Genomic DNA, 16981 nt, shown 5'->3' on the forward strand with positions numbered 1-16981 from the left:
TGGCTTCGATTCTTCGTCGACATCATCCGTAGGCTTCGCCGGTCACTTCCCCATATAGACCGCCCGATACAGCTCGCGATTGCGCAGAATACCCTGCACATACTCACGTGTCTCGGTATACGGAATCGACTCCACCCACTCCGGAACGTCTTTATAGTCGTTGGTTGCAATCCACTGCCGAACCGGCTGGTCCCCCGCGTTGTACGCAGCCAGCGCATACTCAATCTGACCGCCGTAGCGGTTGATCGACAGCTTGAGATCGATCGTTCCAAGCTGGAGATTCGTAGAAGGATTCAACAAGTCGGACGTCGAAAAATGCCGGTCGCCATTCTTCTTCGCCAGCGATTTTCCAACCGAAGGAAGCAGTTGCATCAGACCATACGCATTGGCCTTGCTCACCGCGCCAGGGTTGAACTCTGACTCCTGGCGAATCAACGACGCCACAAGATAAGGATCAAGCCCGTTGATCTGCGCGTTGCTCGAAAGCTCCTGCCAGTACGGCCGTGGGAAGACCAGTTGCCAGTACACCATCGGGACCGCCGAAACAGGCAGAGAGAAGAATGGAAGGTGGCTGCCCTTCATCGCTTGAAGGGCACGCGCGTTCTCTCCGAAGCTCTGATAGATCTCCGCCTCCGCCAGAGCTCCCCACTGCGCAGAGGTCTCGCTGAGCTGGATCTCCGGCCTGATGTACTCATTCAGCGCAGCATTCGCCAGCAGGCGAGCCTTGATCAGATGCGGATCGTTCTCCGGCAGCGAGTCTGTCAGTTCGGGATCGTCGATAGTACGTACAGAGGCCAGCGTCGCCGCGGGTTCCGGCGTCGCACGGTTCCCCAGCACAGCGATCCGCTGCCGTCCGAGCATCGCATAGTAACTGTTCACATACGACGTATTCAGCGTCTTGTAGTAGTTGATCGCCTGCCCGAAGTTACCTTCGACATCCTCATACATGCGCCCGCGCCAGTAGAGCGCTCCGGGAATCTCCGTGCCTGCGGGATAGTTCGCAATCTGCTCATCCATCAGCCGCGCGGCATCGGCATAGTGCCGCAGGCGGTAGTTCAGCCATGCTGCATGCCAATGCGCATTGGGAGCATACGTGCTGCGCGGAAAGTGCTGAACCAGAAGCGTGTAGTCTGCAATCGCATGTACATGGTCGCGTTTGATCAGATACATATTGCCGCCCGAATACAGCGCCTCTTCCAGCCAGCGACTCTGCGGATACCGCGTCAGCATCTGCTGCACAAGCTCATCGTGTTCGTCTGGCCTGCCCTCATTGCGGGCAAGCTCCGACTGCAGATACATCTTCAGCGCGGCGCTATCGTCTCCCGTCACCGGAAGATGCTGCACATCTCCGCTGCTCAGTCTCTTCAGCCGCAGATCGCAGACAGCCGCATAGATCTCCAACGCATCGCGATCGGCGGCGGAAAGTTCACTATCGTTCCTTTGCAGGGCGCGATACTCCTGCTCCGCCGTGTCATAGTGCTTCGCATTGAACAGTGCATCGGCATGCTGCTTGCGCTCTGCCACAGTCAGCGGCACATTCATCGCAGCCAGCTGAGTCTTCGCTTCGGCTGCCTCGTTGCTCAGTGGATAACCGACATAGAGCCCACGATAGAACACTGCTGCCTGTTGCATATTGCCGCTGGACTGATAAGCCTTCGCCAGCGTCAAGCGAAAGTCTACGTGGTCTCCGGCCTGTCCTGACTGGAGTGGCAGCAGAACCCGCAGTGCGCTCGCTGGATCGCCAGCTCCAAGGTACGCATTCGCCAGCAATACCGGCGCACTGGGCACGAACAAACTCCCCGGATGCCGCTCGGCAAAATGATCCAGCAGCGCATAAGCGTCACTCGAGCGATTGCCCTGCACCGCTGCCTGCGCCCCCAGATAGTCGGCATAGTCATCCAGCGACTGTCCGTGCTGGCCGGCCTGCCGGAAGGCATTCTCCGCCTCCGCATAGCGATGGTCCAACATATACGCATGGCCTGCAGACAGCTCCGCTGCGGCAGCAGCCTCTCCAGAATGCGACGACGCATACGCCAGCACGCCGTTATAAGCCGCGGCGCTGCGTGTCGCGATCAACTGCTGTGCCATGGGCCGAAGTTGCGCGGATGCGGTAAAGGCCAGCGTAAGCCGCCGGCTCTCCGCCGTCGGCGCGACCTCTACCCTCGCTCGTGTGTGGCGCCCCTTCGATACCACCTCACCGCGGGTCCTCGTCGCACCTCCCCGCGCATTCTTTCTTGTAGAGCTACTCGTCGATCCCTTATGACTCTTGCCCTTGCCAGTCTGTGAAGCGTGCGAAGAGGTCCCCGATCGATTGCTGGCTGTATGCGCTCCGGCCTTAGCCGTAGTCTTCTTCTTGGTAGACGTTTGCGCCTGGGCAACGCCCATGTTTGCCAGCGCGGCCAGCAGTCCTAGCGTCACAAATTTAATGCCCCACTTCATACTGCTTGCCTCATCCTTCGTCTCTTTAGACTTTAAGGCGCAAAAGCCTATCGTGCCTCTGCGTCTCGAAGCCGCGCGAACCATGTGAGGTAACTCGAGTGGTTTCAGCTCAATTGTGATCCTGCAAAAATCGCGCTCGGTGGTTTTTCGATAAAACCCACGCCGCGTCTTTTTCACCTCAAAACCAGGGGAAAGCACTATCGCCCTCGCCTCCTGTACACTTACAGACAGCGCACTATGGCAGTTGAAACCCAATCCACTACGGAAGACCTCACCGACCTGCCGCCAGAAATTGTTGCGACGTTGCAGGCAGAGCCTCCCCATCCGGACCTTGAACTCGTCGAACGGGCCAAGGCAGGGGACACTAGCGCCTTTGAGCAGTTGGTGCGCCAGTACGAACGACAGATCTTCCGCACAGCCCAGCACATCACCCAGAATCGCGAAGACGCTGAGGACATTACCCAGGACGTCTTCTTCAAAGCCTTCCAGAAGCTCGACCAGTTCCAGGGAAACTCCAAGTTTTCCACATGGCTGGTGCGGATCGCGGTCAATGAGAGCCTGATGCGCCTCCGGAAGCGGAAAACCTCCAAAACGGTCTCCATGGACCAGGATGTCCAGACCGACGAGGGCTCAATCCCCCGGGATTTCGCCGAATGGCGCCCCAATCCAGAGCAAAATTACTCCCAATCGGAGCTCGCGGAGATCCTGCGCAAAACAATCGCAGGTCTACCCCCAGGATTTCGCACCGTTTTCACACTTCGCGACATCGAAAACTTGTCGACCGAGGAGACAGCGGAGGCACTCGGATTGAGTGTCCCGGCTGTCAAGTCCCGACTATTACGCGCGCGGCTGCAACTTCGTGAGCGTCTCAGTCGTTACTTTCGGAAGACGAAAGAAGGCTCTAAGTGAATTGCACGGATTTTCTAGCCAAACTAACCGATTACTTCGACGGGCAGATCGACCCCGAACTGCTTATCGAGGTCAAAGAGCATCTCGGCTCGTGCCATCACTGCGAAGTCGTCGTCGACACGACCCGCAAGACCATCGATATCTATCGAGGTCACCAGCCCTATGAGTTCCCTGAAGAACTCTCCGAACGGCTGCGCACAGCCGTCATGAATCGCTGTAAAGCGTCGGTCAGCAAGTAGAATTTCACCACCAAAGTCTAGATTCTAATGATCTTGCATCTTTTTCTGCAAGCAGCATAATGCTCGCAAACCCTTCTAAACAAAGAGGCGGCCCGAAGGCCGCCTCTTTTGTGCTTCAGAAAGATTACGACTACTTGACCACCGACTGGAACAGGGGCGAGGTCAAGAGGCTGGCGAACTGGCCATCCGACGAAGAAAAGTCCACCGTCAGCGTACCGCCGCTCGAATCGATCGTCGTCTCGTCCATCGCAGACTTCTCAATCGGCGAACCCGAGGTCTTCTTCATCAGGGAGATACCCTTCATCAGGGTCGCCGCGGTTGCTGCCGTGATCGTGTCCGACATCACCACAGACATGTTGAAACGAACACCATTGGAAAAATCCATCGTGTAGCGGGCGCTCTTCATACGGTTCTTGACCGTATCGTAGTCAGCCAGCTGCGAGGCCTCACCCAGCACGCTCTTCATCATGGTCTGCGTGCCCTTCTGGTCCAACAGGCTCCAGACGGCGCGATTGTCCACAATCGCCATCTCGTTCATCATGTCGCTGTTCTGCAGGAAGTTAGCCGTAATACCATCGCGGGCGTCCAGGGCTGCTTTCACGGCATCGCGGTCGCCAAAAACCATAGTCGTCTGGTTCAGGAAGGCAACGCTCATACCGGCCGAACCCATGGGGTAGATGCTGTTATTGCGCCACATGATCGGTTTGGTCTTCTGCTTGGCGAAGTTGGCCATGATCGCCTGGGTCTGGAACTGCCCCTGAGCTACGCCGATGATCCGCGTGCCACCGCCGCTTGCAGCCGTTGCACCATTGCTCCCACCCGGCGCATTGAAAGCCGCAAACGCCAGCGTCTCGGCATCCTGGTCGACCTTCAGACCCGAGGTCTTCAGAGCCGTCTCCAGCCGCTTCAACTCGGGAGGCAGAACGCGGTCCTTCAACTGCATCGCCGCCGGCGAGTTCTGCATGGCCCTGTAATCGACCACAATAATCTGCTGTACATCCTTCGGGATCGAAGACCGCGCATCCCCACCGAGTTGTGCGGCCTGGACCGTTATCGGTCCTATTGCCATAACCGCCATTGCGGCAACTGCCGTTCCGTACTTCCAGTTTTTCAAGATCGTCACTTTGCGCTCTCCAGAAAGCGCGCGATTTCGCGCACTCGTTTCATTCTTTCTTGAATCAATCCCTGCCGCAAGCGAAATTTCCAGGTGTAATACCGCTCTATGGCCAATCCAGCGGCTGCTTCAACCGCCGCTCGAGCACCTTTCGCTCAGGATCGAAGTCAATTGTTTGACGCACCCATTCGGCGTTTGGCTCATAGGCTTCTTCAGGTATTAACCCAATAACCTCGCCTTCCCCGATCTCGGCGCCATGCCGCTTCGCCAACTCGTCCACCGCCGCATGAACCCGGGTCATCGGTGTCCGATGGAAATCGGTGATATTCATGCTCACCTGAGCGCGGCCATTGGCCATCACTCCCATCGCCTTCACACCGAGCAATCCGCCGCTCGACGCGCGAATCTCCCGGGCAATCGCCCGCGCCAGGCTCACATCCGCCTGTTGCAGGTAGATGTTATAGGCAATCAAGAACTTACGGGCTCCCACAGCGCTGGCTCCCGCGGTTGCGTGCAACTCCGGCCCCCCGATGTCTGGCCGCCTCGTCGTGTCCTTGACCGAGTCGCGCAGCAACCCCTCGAACTGGCCGCGCCGTACGTCCTCAAGGTTCACACGGTCAGGCCTGGCCGCGGCAGCCTCGTAGAAGTACACCGGCACGCCGAAGCGCCGCCAGATCGCCATCCCCGCCTGCCGTGCCAGCATGACGCACTGCACCAGCGAGACGCCGCTCACTGGAACAAACGGGATCACGTCCGCCGCCCCAATACGCGGGTGCACCCCGGTCTGCTGCGTCAGGTCGATCAGTTGCGCCGCTTTGCCTGCGCCACGCACCGCCGCCTCCACAACAGCCTCTGGAGAACCGGCAATCGTCACCACGGAACGGTTGTGGTCGGCATCCCGTGACCAGTCCAGCAGATGGACGCCATCCACACGCATCGCCCGGATGATAGTCTCCAGCTTCGCAGCGTCCAGCCCCTCCGAAAAGTTTGGAACGCACTCGATGATCTGAGTCCCCGATGTTTCGCCGTTGCCGTGCTTCTCGTCTGCCACTAGCCCATCGCCTCTTCGTCGTTGCTTATCTGTCGTCTCTCATTCCCCTGAGCCCAATCGAATGGGGAACCTGCCTCTTCCTGCCCGTCACCTATTACTTCCACCAGGTGTAGCCGACCGACATCTGCAGGCTTACATTGACGCCGGGATTCTTATCACCCAGGCTGGCGCTTGAGATATGTACCGCATTGGCGCTGAAGTCGATCGAGCGGCGCGGCTTAACAAAGTAATGCGCACCCACGCCTCCCTGTGGCGTAAAGTTCCACACGCTGGTGTTAGCCCCAGGTCCTGTCTGCGTCGGATCCCCCACATTCAGATCCCCTACCGCCGGATACTTATGATTCGTCCAAACCACTCCGCCTGCCGCCTGCACCCACGGCATGAAGCGCTTTCCATGCGTAAAATTCCAGCGCAACTGGATCGGCGTAATGCTGGCACCCGTATAGGTCCCGCCGACGGTGTAAGGATTGCTGCACTGCGTTGCGACCGTCGCACCAGACGGGCAGTTGATGCGCTGAAACTTGGGCGTGTACGACTGCCAGAATGGAAAGACCTCGACCGCGTACTCCAGATTGCCCTTGAATAGCCCCTTGCCAATCTCCGGAGTAATCACCTTTCCCAGATGCCCACCAATCATCAGGAAACTGAAATCCGTTCGCTCCTGCAATCCAACGCCGCCCTGCAGCAGCGCGCCGTACTCCCATGGAGTGCTCGAAGCTACATCCGCAACGGGCGAGATGGCTATATGGTCCTGCGCCCCGGCGGACACGCCCATTGCCAATGCCACCGCGCACACCACTCGACCTATCATCTGCTCAAACTTCATCAACTCTTCCCCCACAATCGAAAGCCGCCATCGGATGGCGGCTTTCGCGTCTTCCTAAATTAGGTTCGCATGCTTAAGCCGAGACTGTCGCTTCGTCCATGTCAAAGTTCGAGTAGACATTCTGCGTGTCGTCGAGATCTTCGATCACGTCCAGCAGTCGCAACATCGCGGCAGCGGGAGCTCCTTCGAGCTTGGTATACGTCGAAGCGATCATCGTCACCTCAGCGTGTTCCGGCGTGATCTTGGCGGCCTTGAGAGCGTCAACCACCGCCTCGTAGTCCTTGGGCGAGGTGATGATCTCCCAGTTCTCGCCCTCATCGCTCAGGTCGTCGGCGCCCGCTTCAAGGACGATCTCGGTGATCTTGTCCTCGTCCGCCGCCGACTTCGCAACCACGATGACACCCTTCTTCGAGAACATGTAACCAACCGAGCCGGTTTCGCCAAGGTTGCCACCATTCTTCGAGAACGCGTGGCGGATTTCGCTCGCAGCGCGATTGCGATTGTCGGTCAACACTTCAACGATGACTGCAACGCCGCCAGGGCCATAGCCCTCGTAGGTGATCTCTTCATAGGCCGCGCCTTCGAGCTCGCCGGTACCCTTCTGGATGGCGCGCTTGATGTTGTCGGCCGGCATGTTCTCAGCCTTGGCTGCGGCAATAGCGCCTCGCAACCGCGGATTGCCGTCCGGATCGCCACCGCCGCCCTTGGCCGCGATGGTAATTTCCTTGATCAGACGCGTGAAGATCTTGCCGCGCTTAGCATCCAGCGCGCCCTTTTTATGCTTGATTGTCGCCCATTTTGAGTGGCCGGACATGCTTCAAACCTCTGCTGCCTTGAAATCGCCGCTGCATCGAAACAGGCCGTAAATCATAGCCTTTCGTGCACCTTCGTCGTTGGAAATTGTAGCACGCAGAGGGCATATTCTTCGCCTGGAAACCCTCTCCAGTCGCCGTCGCTAAGTGGGGCAGGATGTTGGAAACTTCAGGAGAGTGCAGCATTTTGGAGTTGCTACGCCATCTTGGGCGATTATCGCACAGATGGCCGAAGCCGCTTACCGATCACCGATAGACCACACATCCCCGCGATTCCAGGTCCTCAACCCAGGAGAGCGAATCCAAAGAACTCACCCAACGCAAATCCAGCTTCTCCAACTTTGGCAGTTCGGCGATAATCTCAGGCAAAGAGGTCAACGGGTTCCCTCGAAGATCCAATTGGCGCAGCTCCGTGAGCCTGCCAATCGAGGCCGGTAGAGTCGTTAGCTGGTTATTTCGAAGGTGGAGTTCGCGTAAACGAGAGAGATTCGCAAGGCCATCCGGAAGCGCAGAAATCTGATTGTCTGTCGCTCGAAGCTCGATCAGGCCCGTCAAGCCACAGATGGATTCGGGGAAGATCGCCAAAGCGTTTTCACTGACATTCAAATATCGCAGCGCCTTCAGCCCCGCCAAAGAAGATGGCAGCGATGTCAGCCGATTGTCGTGGAGATAGAGGAAATCGCTCAGGCCAACAATCTTGCCCAGGCTTTCCGGCAGTTGCGTGAGATCGTTGTGGCCGAGATCGAGCATACGCAGCCTGCTCAAATCACCGATCCGCTCGGATATCTCCGCCAGTTTGTTATCCGCCAGAATCAAGGACTCCAGCTCTGTTCTCTCCCAAACAGAATCCGGAACACTGCCAAGATGCTTCTTCCACAGATTGAGCACAACATCGGACGATTTGGGCATCAGACAATCTCTGCCGCCAGCAGGTCGTCCAACGTCTCGCGGCGCCGAACGAGCCGCGCCTCACCGCGTTCCACCAAAACCTCGGCCGGTCGAACGCGCGTGTTGTACTGCGAGGCCAGCGACATCCCATAAGCCCCCGCATCCAGCAGCACAACCAACTCGCCCTGGCGAAGCTCCTGTGTCTCGCGGTCGCGGGCAAAGAAATCGCCGCTCTCACATACTGGCCCAACGATATCCGCCACCTGTGCTGCGCGCGTCTCCTTCACCACCGGCACGATCTCATGGTGTGCCTGATACAGCGCCGGACGAATAAGATCGTTCATCGCGGCATCGGTAATCACGAAGTGCTTGCTGCCATTCTGTTTGGTGTAGAGCACGCGTGTCAGCAGCGCTCCCGCCTGCGCCACCAGAAACCGCCCCGGCTCCAGCAGCAGATGCGCATTCAATCCCTCGAGCACCTCGCGAATGGCCTTCGCATACTCCGCCACACTCGCCGCCGGATCGAAGTCGGCGTTGCCGTACTCAATGCCGAATCCACCGCCCGCATCGACATAGCGAATATTCATGCCATCGCCACGTAGCTCTTCGACGAGCGAACGCACCCGCCGCAACGCCTCGGCAAAGGGCTCGACACTGCGAATCTGCGAGCCGATGTGCACGCTCACGCCCGCAGGCTCAATTCCCTGCATCGTTACAGCCCGCTGGTAGACCTCGCGAGCCCGCTCAATCGCAATACCGAACTTGTGCTCACGCAGGCCGGTAGAGATGTACGGATGCGTCTCCGCAAAGACATCGGGGTTCACGCGCAACGCAATCCGAGCCGTTTTACCCAAAGCCTGAGCACGCGCGGCCAGAAGCTCCAGCTCGGCCTCACTCTCGACGTTGAACAGCAGAATGCCCGCGTTCAGCGCGGCATCCATCTCCCAGGCCTGCTTGCCGACGCCCGAGAACACAACTCGTGCCAGGGCATCCGGCCTGGCACGTCGAACCCGCTCCAGCTCTCCGCCGGACACGATATCGAAGCCGCAACCCAGTTCGCCGAGCAGGCGCATGATCGCCAGCGAAGAGTTCGCCTTCACCGCATAGCAGATCGTGTGAGGAACGCCGGCGAACTCGCGCTGCAACATCCAGGCGCGCGCTTCAATAGCGTCGCCCGAGTAGACATAGAGCGGTGTGCCGAACTGGGCAGCCAGTCCGCTCAGGTCGACACCTGAACACTCCAGGCGCGACCCGGCGTAGACAAAAGGACGGGGAGACAAAGAAAGCGAGGCGATGGGTTCCACCCTCTCATCCTAACTGCTTCAAGCCGCAGCCTGAGTCCCCGCCTGCACCACATACGCATGCGGCTCATTCGGCATAACGATCCACGCAATCAGGTACGCCAGGATCCACACCCTGCCAGGACGACGAAGCAAAGCACCAGCCGCACCAGAATCGGGTCCCACCCATACTGCTGCGCGAACCCTGCGCACACCCCGGCAATTACCCGCCCATAACGCGGCCGGACCAGTTTTCCCTGCACCGGCACAGAGGCCTCGCCTACAAAAGGGCGGCCACAGCCGCTGCAAAACTTAATACCTTCATTCATCTGCTTGCTGCACGACTCACAAATCATTGGAACCTCCTAAGACTCACACTCAGACATACGTGTATCTGAGCCTGTCGGTTCCATACGTGCACCTACAACTCTGTTCTGCTTTTCTAGTTGTCATTCCGAGCGCAGTGAGGAACCTGCTTTCTCCCGTTCTTTGTCTGCCTCACCCAGAAAAGTGTTGGCAAGAACCGAAAGAGCATGGTTTGCGCTGGCGCATAGAATTTGCGACAGCATAAACGAAAAGCGGGAGGAAGCAGGTTCGCTCGCTCTGCTCGGAATGACAACTAGAAAAGCAAATACAAAGGCAAAAGCACTTTTTATCCGGTCCCGAAACTACCGCGTATAAGGCGTCTTCAGATACTTCTTCGCGGCCTCGGCCTGCGACTGATCCCCACCCGTCGCAGCAGCCATCTGGTACATGCGCACCGCCTGGGTGCGATCGTTCAAGAGGTCGAACATCTCGCCCGCATTCAACTGCGCACGCTTGCGCAGCCAGTCGCTGCAGTTGGGCTGCATGGCGGCCTGCATATAACTCGCAGCCGAGCTGTGAATGTCGTTGTACCCCCGTTGTGTATCGGCCAGTCCAAACCACGCCATCTGCAATCGCGGATCGACGAAGTAACCTGGCTTCTGCGCCAGATCCAGCACATGCTTGTAGGCCTCAATGGCCTGATTCCCCTGCCCGGAGTCCTTCAGCAGATTTGCGACTTCCAACTGAAAAAGATAGTCGTGCGGATACTGGTCGGCGAGCCCGCGCTGCACCTGCAACGCTTCCGCATAGCGCCCGTCATGCCGCAGGAACAGCGACAACGTCGTGCGCGACTCGATACCCGTGATCACACCATGCGCGGCAGACTCGCGCAGCATGTCGAGCCCCTTCTCCTTCGATCCCCCCACGCCCATAATCCCCACCATGAGCCGGACAAAGCGCGGCAGACTCGCGACCGCAAACTGCTGGATACCGATCGCCATCTTCGCGTCTGCATACTGAGGATCGATCTTCACCGCGGCTTCGCTGTCGTTGCGCGCCTGGTAACCCTGCCTGGCAGCAGCAGCAAACGAGTGGTCTACCAGCGTGATGAACGCCGAGTGCATGCCACGCGCATAACCTCTGGCAAAGAAAGCATTCTTGTCGTTCGGATTGCTATTTATCCGGGCATCGCACATACCGATGACCTTCTCGGTCAGCGAGTTGATCTGGTCTCGCGTCGCCTGCGGGACATCCACCGTGCGCTTGGTGGAAAGAAAGCTGTCGTGCGCGTAATACGTAGTGTCGAGCAGGTCCTGATGGTAGAGTTCGCGGAAGACCGTCGCCATCAGCACGTAGTTCCACGCCATCGGCTCCTGCGGGTGCTGTTGCGTCACCTGATTGAAGAAGCGCAGCGCAGCGTCGTAATCCAGGTTATAAAAGCGCTCATATCCCTGCCGCACAATGGGATCGAGGTTCAGAGGGTCAGTATGCCCCGCAGTTTGCGCCCTGCAGCTCCCGGCAGCACCCCACAGAACAATGACCGCAGCAATGACCGCCACCACTGCCGCCAGCACGACGCGCCGACTTCGATTCACCTGTAGAAACCTCCTGCCGCCTGGCCCGGTTTCGGGCAAAGGGCAACCGCAGATACACTATACCTTTCGACGCGCGAAAGCCGCCGCCGGCATTCCTGCCGCCGGTCCGTTCTTGCGCTAACGTTTGCGCTGAATCGAGACCGTTGCCATGACCCTTCAGATCATCCTCGCGCCCCTGCTCCTACTCATCGGTTGCTTCGCCTACATCTTCTGGCCCCAGCCGAAACTCGCGGCTGTCGTCGAAAAGACCCGTCTCGACTATCTGCGCGAGCGCAAGGACGTCATCTACGACAACCTCCGCGACCTAAATTTCGAATACCGCGCAGGCAAATATCCGGAAGATGACTACGCGAAGCAGCGCACCTCCCTGGAAGCCGAAGCCGCATCCGTGCTGGCCGAAATGGATTCCCTGGGCGGCTGAGCACTTCTGTTTCCTGTTTGCTGGCTCTCCCTGAAGTATCCTTGTGATGTGCCCGCAATCAGAACTCTTCTCCGCAGCCTGACCGTCCTCGCACTCACCCTGCCTGTCGCCGCCTTCGCAGCCGACTCCATCACCGGCGTCGTCACGAACCGCACCAATAACCGGCCCTCCGCCGGCGACGACGTTGTGCTCATCCGCCTGCAGCAGGGCATGCAGGAGTCCACGCGCACCAAGACCGACGCGCATGGCCACTTCACGCTCGAGGTCCCCGACGAAGGCATCCACCTCGTCCGCGTCACGCACGACAAGGCCAACTATTTCCGGCCCGCGCCTCCGGGAACGCAGTCCGTCGATATCGACGTCTACAACGCCGCCGTCAAGGTAAAGGGCGTGTCCAGCGAAGCCGACGTCATGCGCATCCAAACCGACGGCAGCGGCAATGGCCTGCATGTCGTCGAACACTTCTTCATCAAGAACGATTCGACCCCACCGATGACCCAGTTTTCCGACCGTCCGTTCGACTTCTGGCTGCCGGACGGCGCCATCGTCGAAGGCTCGGCTGCGCTCGCGCCTGGGGGCATGCCTGTACAGGCAGCGCCCGTGCCCCTTACAGAGAAGAACCACTACACGTTCCTCTTCCCCATTCGTCCCGGTGAGACGCAATTCCAGATCACCTACCGGCTTCCGTACTCCGGCAAGTTCAGCTTTGCGCCGCATCCTTCCTCGACCACCGACGCGGTCGCGATCATGCTGCCGAAGAGCATGACTTTTACCCAGGCCCCAAACACCCCCTACAGCTCGGTCACGGACGAAGTGAACGCGCAGACCTTCGTCGCGCGTAATGTTTCGCCGGAGCAGCCCATGGGCTTTACGATCTCCGGCAGCGGACAGCTTCCGCGCGATCAGGCCGCTCCCGATCAGGGTGGCTCGCAGCAGGCCCAGGGTCAACCCCAGACCCAGGGCGCCGACTCCGGCCAGGCCATACCCGAGACCGAAAACAAGATGCCGGGCCGCGGTCTGCAGAACCCGCTCGATCCCGAAGGGACCCGCGATCCGTGGGCCAAGTACAAGTGGTGGATCCTTGGCGGCATCGCGGTGCTTCTGGCCGCCGCCGCTGGCGTTCTGCTGCGCAAGCCCTCAGGAAACTCAAACACCGCGGTTGCCCAGGGACCGGAGTCGATCACACGGGTTCTGAGCGAAGACCAGCTTCAAACCGCCCTGTCCCCGGACCCCAGAGAGAACGTCCTGACCTGGGAAAAGACGGTGATGAATGTGCTCAAAGAAGAGCTCTTCACGCTGGAAACCGAGCATCTTCAAAACCGCATCTCAGAGAGCGAGTACCAGGAATACAAGGCTGCGATGGAACTGATTCTGCGCCGCGCGCTCAATCGCACACAGGCTGCCTCGACCGGGACCTCAATCTAGCTATGACCACTCTGCTTCGCGCTATTCGCCTGATCGCCCTTGCAACCTGGATCGGCGGCCTGATCTTCTTCGGTTTCGTCGCCAAGGTGGCGTTTACGGCATTGCCAGACGCCCACCAGGCCGGTGCCGTCGTCCGCGGCGCGCTGGCGGAGCTGCACCATATCGGTTTGATCGCGGGCCTGATCTATCTACTGGTGACCTTGACGCTGCTGGCGTCGCAACGTGACAGCCATCCAGCTCGAGCCGGCGAACTGGCGCTGGTCATCGCCATGCTCAGCCTAACCCTCTACTCCCAGTTCTCCGTCATCCCGCGCATGGAGAACGACCGCCTCTCCCTCGGTGGAGACGTCGCTACAGCCCCCGCCGACTCTCCTGCACGGCAGCACTTCGAGCGGCTCCATGGGCTTTCCGTCAAGCTGGAAGGCACAATCCTCATCGAAGGCCTCCTACTGCTCGTCCTCGCCCCCATCCACGGTCGCGAAGACTTCGACCGCTTCGCCGACTAAATTGCGTCCGATAAATCTGCGTTGGCCGTTGCTCGTTTTCGCCGTCATCCTGAAGCGAAGCTGAAGGCCCCCGCATTTGTGCTGCCACTGGTGCATCTGTGCCACCACCAAATGCGGGGGCCTTCGCCTACGACTCAGGATGACGGCGAAAAACCACCTACTCCACCGGCAGTTTCGCCCGATATCCATCCCGCGCGATGATCGAGTACTTCAGCGGCCTGCCTTTTTCGTCCTGCATCTTCAGGGGCCTGCCCTCGTTGTCGACAAGATAGACCTTCACCTTGCGATACGAACCGTCGTTATTGGTGTTCGTCGGCTTATAGGTCAGCACATACTGGCTGCGAATCGACTCATTGATATCCGAGAAGATATCCGGCAGCGCCCCCTGGAACAGCGGTTGATAACTCAGGCCACCGGTCATCTGCGCGAAGGTATGCATCTGGTTGTCGGCCTGCAGATAGTTCATGCGGCTTATCCCGCCCATCTGCCCGCGAGCGTCGGACAACTCCCGCGCCAGGCCACCGGTACTGATCGTAAAGATCGTCACGTTCGGCGTCGCTTTGATCTTCGCCATCATCTGGTCGAGCGTAATGCGCGACATCGTATCGCGGCCATTGGAGATGAGAATGATGTACTTGCGGCCCTCCACGCGGCTCAACCGGTCGAGCGTCTCGTACAGCGCGTCGAACTCGTTCGTCTCACGGAAGCCCGGAATCGTCAGGCTCTGCAGCGCCTCGCGAATCGTATCCTTGTTGTTCGTGAAATCTGTCAGGATGTGCGTGCGCATGTCATAGGTCTCGACCGCGACGTAGTCGTCCGGCTGCAGCGTGCGGAAGAAGCTCGCTGAGGCGTTCTGCATATCCTGAATGAACGCATAGGAGTTCGCCGCAAATTCCAGCAGCATGACCGCGGTGATCGGCGTCTTGGTCATCCGAACGGTCTGCACCTCCTGCTCAACGCCATCCTCCACCACCAGAAAGTTGCCCGCCTTCAGGTTTGGGACAAACGCGTTCGTCTTGTCCAGCAGCACGCTCACATCGAGATTCACGATGGGCACGTCCACCCGCATCGAGAAGACCTCGCTGTCGGGGTTTTTGACCTTCTCTTCGGCAGGCGCCGGCGGAGGAGCAACTTCTTCTTTTTTCTTCGGCAATACGATAGAGCCGTTATCTGGCACCGGGCCACTATCGTCGGTCTGAGGAACTGGGGGTACCGGAGTTTGCGGAGCAGGGTTTGTCGACTGTCCACGTGCAGACAGCACCACAGCCATCATCGCCAAGCCAACAATGAGTTGCTTTCGCATCATGAATACCTGTCCTGCCGGGTTTGTTTCTCTGAAACTACTTAAATGTATAAAACAGAGTTTAGACGCACACAGGGCTGTTGTCCCAATGGTCTTTTCAAAGGCGGAAGGCAGCGTTAAACACAATGGGCCGCTGGGGGGTGCCAGCGGACCCATTGCTTTCAAATGGCGCCTCCTATCAAGAGATGCGACCGGTGGGGGGTCGTCCCGACCAGAGGCGCCCAATTATTATCTCATACGCCCGTTCACCCTGGGTGTTTGGAAAAAGAAAAAACCGGTGATGTAAGCTCTTGAGGGAACGCGGCGTCAGCACGAACGACGCGGGACAAGGAACGTAGGCCCCATGACTGAGATCAAAGGTTTGGCTGCTCATGCAGCCGGTGCAGAACTGCTGTCGTTCAGATACAAGGTCTCAGAACTCGCTCCCCATGAAGTCGAAGTCAAGATCTCCCACTGCGGAGTCTGCTACTCCGACGTCCATCTCATCGATAACGACTGGGGCATCAGCAAGTACCCGTTCATCCCTGGGCACGAGATCGTCGGGACCATTACCGGTGTCGGCTCTGCCGTTCTCGACCGCAAGCATGGCGAGCGCGTCGGTATCGGCTGGCAGGCGGATTCCTGCGGCATCTGCGAGTGGTGCCGCCAGGGCGACGAACAGCTCTGCGCTAAGTCTCAGCCCACCTGTGTCGGCCGCAACGGCGGCTACGCCGACGCCATCCGCGTGAACTCGCGCTTTGCCGTCCCCGTTCCTGACATCCTGGAGAGCGAGAACGTCGCTCCCCTGCTCTGCGGCGGCGTCACCGTGTACAGCCCGCTGCGCAACTACCTGGCTCGCCCCTCCTCGCGCGTCGGAGTGATCGGTATCGGAGGCCTTGGCCATCTGGGCCTGCAGTTTGCGCGTGCCTTCGGCTGCGAGGTTACGGCCTTCTCCACCTCGATCGACAAAGAAGCAGAAGCTCTCGAACTGGGCGCTCATCACTTCGTCAACACACGTGACATGAGTGCGGTCAAGAAGCTCGCCGGCAGCTTCGATCTGATTCTTTCGACGATATCCGCCGACCAGGACTTCCAGACTTTTATCGGAGCGCTACGGCCCAAAGGAACACTGGCCCTCCTCGGTGCATCCCCGTCACCCATCCAAATTGCGGGATCCAGCCTGATCGGCGCAGACAAAGCCATCGCCGGCAGTTCCACAGGAAGCCCGCGCGATCTGACCGAGATGCTGGACATCGCCGCCCGGCACAAAATCAAGGCAATCACCGAGAGCTTCCCGATGAAGAAGGCCAACGAAGCCATCGCCCGCCTGAAAAAGAACCAGGTCCGTTACCGCGCCGTGCTGGCCAACTAAGGCTGCGCTCTTCTACTCCCTAATCCACCTCATCATCTTCGGATAACAGACGGTCTCTTCCCCACGCATCTCTCCACGCCTCGTCAAATCCGTCGTCAACCCAAACCACTGCAGCAAGGGAACGCCGATATACCGGCCCTGCGCGAAGTTCTCAACAATCGCCGCTCCTCCCGATTTATATCCGCCCGCATGAAACACCACCTGCGGATCGAGGCCGATCTCCAACGCTGCGGCATACGACCACGCAATCGCCGCCATCTCCGCGCCTCCATCCGGACCGGCATCGCCATTGCAAGCCTCGCGCTCCGCAGAGGTCATCACCGCCAGATGCCCCGCCTCATGCAGCAGATCTCCTGGATACTTCAGCCGAGCCTCGTCGATCAGCAGCACGCCAGCGCGAACGGCGAGGCCGGGCAAAAAGCTGTCGGGCCCAACCTCTTCCCTGGCCACACCTAGGCCAATGCGCTGGAGAAAGCCCACGATCGCATCAACCTCTCGTCCCTGTTCAACGCTCAT

The 16981-nt window shown here is 59.0% G+C and carries 17 protein-coding genes and 1 pseudogene; 6 read left to right on the top strand and 12 right to left on the bottom strand.

Features of this window, described 5'->3' with window-relative positions; genetic code table 11:
* Positions 1-42: 42 nt before the first annotated feature.
* The gene (locus tag GSQ91_RS09735; protein ID WP_158821367.1) at positions 43-2439 is read right to left on the bottom strand and encodes a transglycosylase SLT domain-containing protein; all 2397 of its coding nucleotides are present in this window, start codon (positions 2437-2439) and stop codon (positions 43-45) included.
* A gap of 237 nt (positions 2440-2676) precedes the next feature.
* Between GSQ91_RS09735 and GSQ91_RS09740 the strand changes: the two genes are divergently transcribed.
* Together GSQ91_RS09740 and GSQ91_RS09745 are read left to right on the top strand one after the other, a co-directional pair.
* Positions 2677-3348, top strand: a complete 672-nt coding sequence (locus GSQ91_RS09740) for a sigma-70 family RNA polymerase sigma factor (RefSeq protein WP_254064476.1) — start codon at positions 2677-2679, stop codon at positions 3346-3348.
* A complete protein-coding gene (locus GSQ91_RS09745) occupies positions 3345-3587 on the top strand; it encodes an anti-sigma factor (RefSeq protein ID WP_158821368.1) in 243 nt (80 codons plus the stop codon). The genes GSQ91_RS09740 and GSQ91_RS09745 overlap by 4 nt, the downstream gene beginning before the upstream one ends.
* A gap of 130 nt (positions 3588-3717) precedes the next feature.
* On the opposite strand, the gene GSQ91_RS09750 is transcribed toward GSQ91_RS09745, so the two are convergent.
* From GSQ91_RS09750 to GSQ91_RS09785, 9 genes and pseudogenes are all read right to left on the bottom strand, one after another.
* Entirely contained in the window at positions 3718-4710 is a 993-nt protein-coding gene (locus tag GSQ91_RS09750) for a hypothetical protein (protein ID WP_254064477.1), read from the bottom strand.
* Between the two features lie 97 nt (positions 4711-4807).
* Positions 4808-5752: a glutamate formimidoyltransferase gene (gene ftcD, locus GSQ91_RS09755; RefSeq protein ID WP_158821369.1), complete on the bottom strand. Its 945-nt coding sequence runs from the start codon at positions 5750-5752 to the stop codon at positions 4808-4810.
* Between the two features lie 94 nt (positions 5753-5846).
* Positions 5847-6578, bottom strand: a complete 732-nt coding sequence (locus GSQ91_RS09760; RefSeq protein ID WP_158821370.1) for an acyloxyacyl hydrolase — start codon at positions 6576-6578, stop codon at positions 5847-5849.
* Positions 6579-6651: 73 nt separating this feature from the next.
* Positions 6652-7392, bottom strand: coding sequence for a YebC/PmpR family DNA-binding transcriptional regulator (locus GSQ91_RS09765; RefSeq protein ID WP_158821371.1), 741 nt, complete (start codon positions 7390-7392; stop codon positions 6652-6654).
* A gap of 244 nt (positions 7393-7636) precedes the next feature.
* On the bottom strand, positions 7637-8299 hold the full coding sequence (locus GSQ91_RS09770; protein ID WP_158821372.1) for a leucine-rich repeat domain-containing protein: 663 nt from the start codon (positions 8297-8299) through the stop codon (positions 7637-7639).
* The gene (lysA, locus tag GSQ91_RS09775; protein WP_158821395.1) at positions 8299-9573 is read right to left on the bottom strand and encodes a diaminopimelate decarboxylase; all 1275 of its coding nucleotides are present in this window, start codon (positions 9571-9573) and stop codon (positions 8299-8301) included. The genes GSQ91_RS09770 and lysA overlap by 1 nt, the downstream gene beginning before the upstream one ends.
* A gap of 27 nt (positions 9574-9600) precedes the next feature.
* Complete coding sequence (locus tag GSQ91_RS25865; RefSeq protein WP_254064479.1) at positions 9601-9744, bottom strand: hypothetical protein; 144 nt, start codon at positions 9742-9744, stop codon at positions 9601-9603.
* 5 nt (positions 9745-9749) lie between these two features.
* Positions 9750-9914, bottom strand: a pseudogene (locus GSQ91_RS26230) (PspC domain-containing protein); the annotation flags it as partial.
* A 312-nt stretch (positions 9915-10226) separates the two neighbouring features.
* Complete coding sequence (locus tag GSQ91_RS09785) at positions 10227-11459, bottom strand: hypothetical protein (RefSeq protein WP_158821373.1); 1233 nt, start codon at positions 11457-11459, stop codon at positions 10227-10229.
* A gap of 148 nt (positions 11460-11607) precedes the next feature.
* On the opposite strand from GSQ91_RS09785, the gene GSQ91_RS09790 reads away from it, so the two are divergent.
* Genes GSQ91_RS09790 through GSQ91_RS09800 form a run of 3 tightly spaced genes read left to right on the top strand, consistent with a single transcriptional unit; the run spans position 11608 to position 13811 of the window.
* The gene (locus tag GSQ91_RS09790) at positions 11608-11880 is read left to right on the top strand and encodes a hypothetical protein (protein ID WP_158821374.1); all 273 of its coding nucleotides are present in this window, start codon (positions 11608-11610) and stop codon (positions 11878-11880) included.
* A 48-nt stretch (positions 11881-11928) separates the two neighbouring features.
* The gene (locus tag GSQ91_RS09795; protein ID WP_158821375.1) at positions 11929-13305 is read left to right on the top strand and encodes a carboxypeptidase regulatory-like domain-containing protein; all 1377 of its coding nucleotides are present in this window, start codon (positions 11929-11931) and stop codon (positions 13303-13305) included.
* Positions 13306-13307: 2 nt separating this feature from the next.
* Positions 13308-13811, top strand: coding sequence for a DUF4149 domain-containing protein (locus tag GSQ91_RS09800; RefSeq protein ID WP_158821376.1), 504 nt, complete (start codon positions 13308-13310; stop codon positions 13809-13811).
* A gap of 157 nt (positions 13812-13968) precedes the next feature.
* Here the strand turns inward: GSQ91_RS09800 and GSQ91_RS09805 are convergent, their stop codons facing one another.
* Positions 13969-15117: a VWA domain-containing protein gene (locus tag GSQ91_RS09805; RefSeq protein WP_174240671.1), complete on the bottom strand. Its 1149-nt coding sequence runs from the start codon at positions 15115-15117 to the stop codon at positions 13969-13971.
* Positions 15118-15457: 340 nt separating this feature from the next.
* On the opposite strand from GSQ91_RS09805, the gene GSQ91_RS09810 reads away from it, so the two are divergent.
* Positions 15458-16465 (top strand): NAD(P)-dependent alcohol dehydrogenase, encoded by a 1008-nt coding sequence (locus tag GSQ91_RS09810; RefSeq protein ID WP_158821377.1) that lies wholly within the window; start codon positions 15458-15460, stop codon positions 16463-16465.
* A gap of 12 nt (positions 16466-16477) precedes the next feature.
* Here the strand turns inward: GSQ91_RS09810 and GSQ91_RS09815 are convergent, their stop codons facing one another.
* The gene (locus GSQ91_RS09815; RefSeq protein WP_158821378.1) at positions 16478-16981 is read right to left on the bottom strand and encodes a hypothetical protein; all 504 of its coding nucleotides are present in this window, start codon (positions 16979-16981) and stop codon (positions 16478-16480) included.

The organism is Granulicella sp. S156, assembly GCF_009766105.1.
Taxonomy (GTDB): Bacteria; Acidobacteriota; Terriglobia; order Terriglobales; family Acidobacteriaceae; genus Granulicella.